Source organism: Microcystis sp. LE19-10.1B, from assembly GCF_027530565.1.
GTDB classification, from domain to species: Bacteria; Cyanobacteriota; Cyanobacteriia; order Cyanobacteriales; family Microcystaceae; genus Microcystis; species Microcystis aeruginosa.
In genome coordinates this window covers 1-5,950 of the sequence record NZ_JAPZQM010000243.1, presented here as the reverse complement: position 1 = coordinate 5,950, position 5,950 = coordinate 1, and the positions used below count along the sequence as shown (strand labels likewise).

Sequence of the window (5,950 nt, the reverse complement as noted above, 5' to 3'; positions counted from 1 at the left end):
GTTCGATAACTGAAATGTATATCTATCGTTGCTAATTCAATTTCACTGAAAAAATATGAGGCAATTAAAATAATTTTTATTCGGGTAGATTCCTTAACTAGAAAGACTTTTGGTCTTGAGATAATATTAGGTCGAGGTCTATTGGGTAAGACTTTTAGACTGTTTGGAAATCAAAAAGTACCATATCTGGGAGTGATCGGCTTCAGGTACTTTTTCCCTGAAAATTAGGTAATTGACCCCCTCGAAATCGCTAAAACCCTACACCCTGCCCCCCACGAACAACTTTTTCAGCAAACCCTAGTTAGCTAATCTTGCCCAATGCCCTTTCTGATTTAGAGTAAGCAAAAATCAAACTCGGTTTCGACTTACCTCTTTTCCTACCATAAATTGTAGTTTTTGGGCATTATCTTAACAAAATTTAACTGACAAGAAAACAGTAACTTTTTAACAGCCTCTACAGGATATTTTCTTAATTAAGAGGCTCTCATTCTGCTAGTTTCTAGAATTTTAATCGGCCTCGATGAATTGATTAATCATCAAAGTAAAAATCGAACTACGAGGAATGAATAACCATGGTACTTTCAGAACTAGCACCAACGGCTGTAACCCCTGTCCCGTCTGATTTATCCACACCCACTGAGGTTAAAAAATCCCCTGCTCAAAACAATGATCTAATCTATTTTTGTGAACTAGATTCTAGTAACAAACTGAACTGTCGTTGACTTCAAGGATGTCTTGTACCCAGTCAAAAGTAAAAAAGGAAATTGAACCTCTTGCACAAGTCAAAAAGTAATCAATCCTGATGCTGAAAGCATTCTATTGGCTCTTCTCGTTTCTGTGTGGAAGGAAGAAGAATAGGGATAATTTTTCAAAAAAAATATAGTCTTCAAAGCCTTGCCTAGGAAGACTCCTACGAATGATAAGCACTGATTATCACACAAAGTCGAGGAGAGCCATCTATTCTTCTTTCTGTTGCCTGTTGCATGAGTTCCTATTGCCTGACTTCCGCAGGAAGTCTAATGTTTATAACCAATTTCCAATTAAGATAAAAGAAGACCAATAAACGGGATGACTATACTGATTATTAATATCTGGATTACTTTGAGCTTGAATTAATTGGATTTGAGCCTCTCTTAAGGCTTCTGCTTTATTAACCCCTGAATTAATTAAATTGTCATAAAAAGCCAAGATTAATTGTAACGTAGATTGATCAGAAACTGGCCATAAAGACGCAATCGCACTTTGAACCCCTGCTTGTATCGCTACTCCTGCTAATCCTAGCGCAGATCGTTCGTCTCCTTCTGCGGTTTCACAGGCGGTTAAGGTGAGAAGTTCAACAGAGTTAGAGCCTGATTCAAGCAGTCTTAAGGTATTTTCAAGACTTTTAAGGGCTATTTTATCATTATTTCCCGCCACCAGAAAGGTGTCATCTGGAATTGTCCCAAATTGAGCATGGGTGGCAATATGAATAATGGAGTAGTCAGCATTATCTAATGTTTGGGTGAGGGTTTGGGGGTTAAATTGTTGATTAACTAGCAGTTGATGATTAGGAAATTGTTGGGAAATGGTGGCAATTTCAAGGGGAATATTATCTAAAGAAGGAAAAATTTGACCATCAATCTGACTTTCTTCGGTGACTCCTAAAATTAACGTTTTATTGTCAGATAAGGTTCTTTTTTGCAGAAAGGTTAAGGATAAACTAGGGGTAGTAGAGACAGCATATTTTTCGATCAGAAATTGTTTACCATCATGTAAAGCAGCCATAGGGATGGGGCGAAAAGGACTATCTTGGATAAAAACTAAGTTTTTTACGTCGTATTCCTGTAAATCAGTCTCAAAAGGACGAATTATCTGACTATAGAGGGTTTCAGATAAGCTTGTGTCATAATCACCTAGAGTTAAAAACCCATCTAAGATACTTTGACGAAATTGAGCAATATTTTCGATAATATTGGCTTTATTCTGCTTAATCCAGTGAATTTTTATACTTTGATCGGGTAAAATTATAATGATTGCTGTTTTCTCTTGAAACATTAAAGAATTAATAATTGCCGTCTGAGGAAAAGCAGATATAGGCTGAGAATCAGGGGCATCAATCCGCAAAAAACAGTCATTTCCCAGATGATTTTGCAATTCTGCGAGTCTTAGATGATCAATAATCTTGAGGACTTCTTTTAATTCTTGTTTTTGTTGTATAGATGATAAACTTTGAGAATCAGCTAATTGTAGCTTTAATTGAGCAAGTTGACGATAAATAGGTTCAATACTATCACGAAAGTCCAATTGTACGTCTTTTTCAGTCGTTAATAAGTCACTACGGATATTTTCAAGAGTATTATAGGCGTTTTGATAGGCGTTAACGGCGAGGTTGAATTGTCCTTTTGCTTGAAAAATACGCCCTTTTTGCCATTCCAAAAGATATAAGCCATCTTTTGTGTTTAAATCTTGATTAGCCACTAAAATCGCTTTCTGTGTTAGGGTTAAGGCTTCTTTTGTTCTGCCAAGACATTCATAAAAATGACCGATTGCGCCTAATGCAAAAGACTCTACACGAGGATTATTAAGATTTTTAGCAATTGTTAAAGCATTATCGAGAATGGATAATCTTTGATAGTCAGATAGTTGCCATTGCGTCGGACATTGGATTAAAGGGGTACTTAAGGCTAAAGAAAAGGCGGGTAGACTCGCTAAGTCAATACTAGCGTAAACCGTTGTTACATTTTGAGGGACCATAGGGAGCAAGATTAACGCCTGTTGTAAATCATTTTGCCGTTGTTGGGGAGAAATTATCTGAAAATTTTGAGAATAATAGGATAAACGAATTAAATTTAATAAATTCTCTAGTTTTGTTAAAGGATCTTCTGATCCATTTAAGTTAGCACGGAAATTTTTGGTAGCTTGTTGATAGTCGGAGATCGCTTGTTTTTGAAAAGTATTGGAGCGGTTATGATCTTGTTTTTCAGCAGATTTTGCCCGTAATTGGGATAATTGACCTCTAGCTGTATAAGAATTGCCTAAGCTTTGTTTTAAGGGTTCTTCGTTACTTGGTATGGTTCGATAGGGGGGCATAAATCGACTAAATCCTTATCTGGCAAGAGACTTAATTGATTAGTTCGCTCTAGATAAGAAATAATTGACAAAAATCGCTAAATGCCTTTCTATATAAGGGTTACATCCCTTATAACCCCCGTCCATTGCATAACACAAACCGAAGAGCCATTTGGTTAAAGGGTAGCAACGCAAAGCGGGACAAAATGCAGCAGTTGAGATAGCAAAGAAACCTTGCCCCTGAGGGTAAGGGCCCATATCGTACCTTGACGAGAGGTCAGCACTGGCTAGTTCACGCATTGTGTTATAATTCTGGCCAAGCCATCAAGGGATTTGAAAAGGAGTAACACCATGAGTCTATCTTCAGAAGCCTATCGCCAAGCCCTCGTGCGGGATGGAGAACGGCGCTATCGCGAATGGCACCAAAATTATCACAACCAATGCCGTCAATCAACGGCTGAATACCAAGCTCGTTCTGCCCAACAACGTCCAACAAAGCCTTGGATTTCCTCGGAAGCCTACCGCCAATTTTTAGTCAAAGATGGGGAGCGGCGTTTTGCGGAATGGCATGGCGAGTTTTTAGACTATCAAAGACAATTTCTGGCCCGTCAATCCACCTAAACGGATGTCAACAAATCCGCATTACAGCAATCTCTGAAAATAGTGGCCAGAGTCCCCGAAAAAATAGCTAATACCAATTTTCAATAGTCCTGGCAGGCATTCTACCACCCCCCCCTTGCCCACCCGAATTCGGGTAGGCAAGGGGGGGTATCGCATCTCAAAAGCTATTGACAATCGGCTAATTTTGTGATACGTGTGGGCATTTCAAGTGATACCAGTCAATCAAAATAGTTACGAAATCTTAACATTTAGTCGATTTTTGTTTAACAGTTGAGATGAGAAATTCTACTCAAGTATGCCTGGATCGCCCTCTGGGTAAGCAAATCACACGAGGTTCATTTTGTCAAGGGTTGTTAAGATGTGTTTACCTTACCATGTTGCTTATTCGGTATGAACTGTGTAATATACTTATTACTCTCGGCTCGCAGATCACTATAGATGGTGTTTTGACAACGGATAAAACCTACCCGAAGTCGAATTAGTTCAACTTACGCCAGTACAGGCAGTGGGTGGCTTAATCCAAAAACACCATATGTGGAAAATGAGCGAACCGTCAGTTTATCAATAAAAATAATTGGCTCAAATCAATCCTTAAACCTCTAGCTTGATCATGACTTTTCTGATAAGTATCTCTTTATGGCTCGTGGAGGACCTGCTCAAATATCAGCCTAGCACGGAGCAAAATCCCCCCACTGGTTTGCCTGTATTTACTTGTCCTAGTTGTGGTTCTCACCATACTATTAAGAACGGTTATATTCCTAAGGGGAAACCCAAACGTCACTGTCAAGAATGTGGTCAACCGTTTGTGATCAATCCCACTAATAAAACTATCTCTCCCGATACCAAGACAATTAATCGATCAACTCTTGCTCGAACGAATTTCCTGACGAGGAATTGCCAGAGTAACAGGGGTAAATTGGTCATGTTTACAAAATTATGTCAACAATAAACTAGCGGCTGTACCCCGTCAAGTAAAGGTTTCGGACAAACCAAAAGGTAAATTGCTCATAGAATGTGATGAGATGTGCCCTTTTGTTTTTTCTAAGACGATAAAGGTCTATATTTGGCGGTTAATTGATAGAAAGACAAGGGAACTTATTGGTGGTCATTTAGGATATAGGAGCCGCCAATCAGCTAAAAAACCTTGGCCAAGTTTACCCGGTGTTTACCGACAATGTGCTGTTACTTACACTCATTTTTGGGAGTCCTATAAGACAGTAATTCCGAGTAAACGTCATCGAGAGGTAGAGCCAAGAAACTGGTCAAAGTAATCCCCTTGGAAGACTTAATAATACCTTTCGACCAAGGATTTCTCTGCTGGTGAGAGAGAGCCTATCTTTCTCTAAAAAAATGGAGAATCACCTTGGGGAGTCCTTTGGTATTTTATCCATGACTACAATCCACAGCAAAGCAAAGCATTAAGGCTCCATCACCACTACCGAATCACCACCCAGAAAAATCAAAAGGCAAATTAGTCATAGAGTGTGATGAAATGTAGTCATTGGTTTTTTTTAAGACGATAAAGGTTTATATTTGGCGGTTAATTGATAGAAAGACAGGGGAAATTATTGGCGGCTATGCGCGGAGATAGGAGTCGCCAATCAGCCAAAAAACTTTGGGGCCAGTTTACCCGGTGTTTACCGACAATGTGCTGTTACTTACACTGATTTTTGGAAGTCATATAAGACAGTAATTCCGAGTAAACGTCATCGAGCGGTAGGAAAAGAAACTGGTCAAACTAATCCCATTGTAAAGACTTAATAATACCTTTCGACCAAGGATTTCTCTGTTGGTGAGAGAGAGTCTATCTTTCTCTAAAAAAATGGAGAATCACTTTGGCGCTGCTTGGTAAGCTGAACGGCTTTTACTTCGGATCACCGATATAGACTCCAAAAGGGTTATAGCTGTTGGATCATGCAGGTTAAGCGCCGTTTAGCTTATTTTATCCATGACAACAATGCACAGCAAGGCAAAGCATTAAGCCTCCATCAATACTACAGAACCACAACCAGAAATTTTTGTCAAGTAAAAATTGTACCAAATTTATAAGATCACATTTTATTCTCTTTTCAACTTCAATCTAATTCAATCTAAAAATCGAGAAAAAAGCAAAACCGTCCATCGTACCATAAAAAAATTATGGCTCTTCGGTAATTGTTATGCAATGGACGGGGGTTATAAGGGATGGAACCCTTATAGAGAAAGGCATTTAGCGATTTTTGTCAATTGTTTTTGCTCTAGAGCGAACTAATCAATTAAGTCTCTTGCCAGATAAGGATTT

General features: G+C 38.8%; 2 protein-coding genes and 2 pseudogenes. 3 read left to right on the top strand and 1 reads right to left on the bottom strand.

Annotated features, from left to right (window positions below):
• Positions 1–1,023 precede the first annotated feature (1,023 nt).
• Positions 1,024–3,069 (bottom strand): CHAT domain-containing protein, encoded by a 2,046-nt coding sequence (locus O9332_RS08865; protein ID WP_002759564.1) that lies wholly within the window; start codon positions 3,067–3,069, stop codon positions 1,024–1,026.
• 330 nt (positions 3,070–3,399) lie between these two features.
• Here O9332_RS08865 and O9332_RS08860 point away from each other — a divergent pair, with 330 nt between their 5' ends.
• The 3 genes and pseudogenes from O9332_RS08860 to O9332_RS08850 form a co-directional block, all read left to right on the top strand.
• Positions 3,400–3,669, top strand: coding sequence for a hypothetical protein (locus tag O9332_RS08860; protein ID WP_288024978.1), 270 nt, complete (start codon positions 3,400–3,402; stop codon positions 3,667–3,669).
• A 610-nt stretch (positions 3,670–4,279) separates the two neighbouring features.
• Positions 4,280–4,940 (top strand): annotated as a pseudogene (locus O9332_RS08855) (IS1/IS1595 family N-terminal zinc-binding domain-containing protein).
• Between the two features lie 182 nt (positions 4,941–5,122).
• Positions 5,123–5,411 (top strand): annotated as a pseudogene (locus O9332_RS08850) (IS1 family transposase); the annotation flags it as partial.
• Positions 5,412–5,950: the final 539 nt, after the last annotated feature.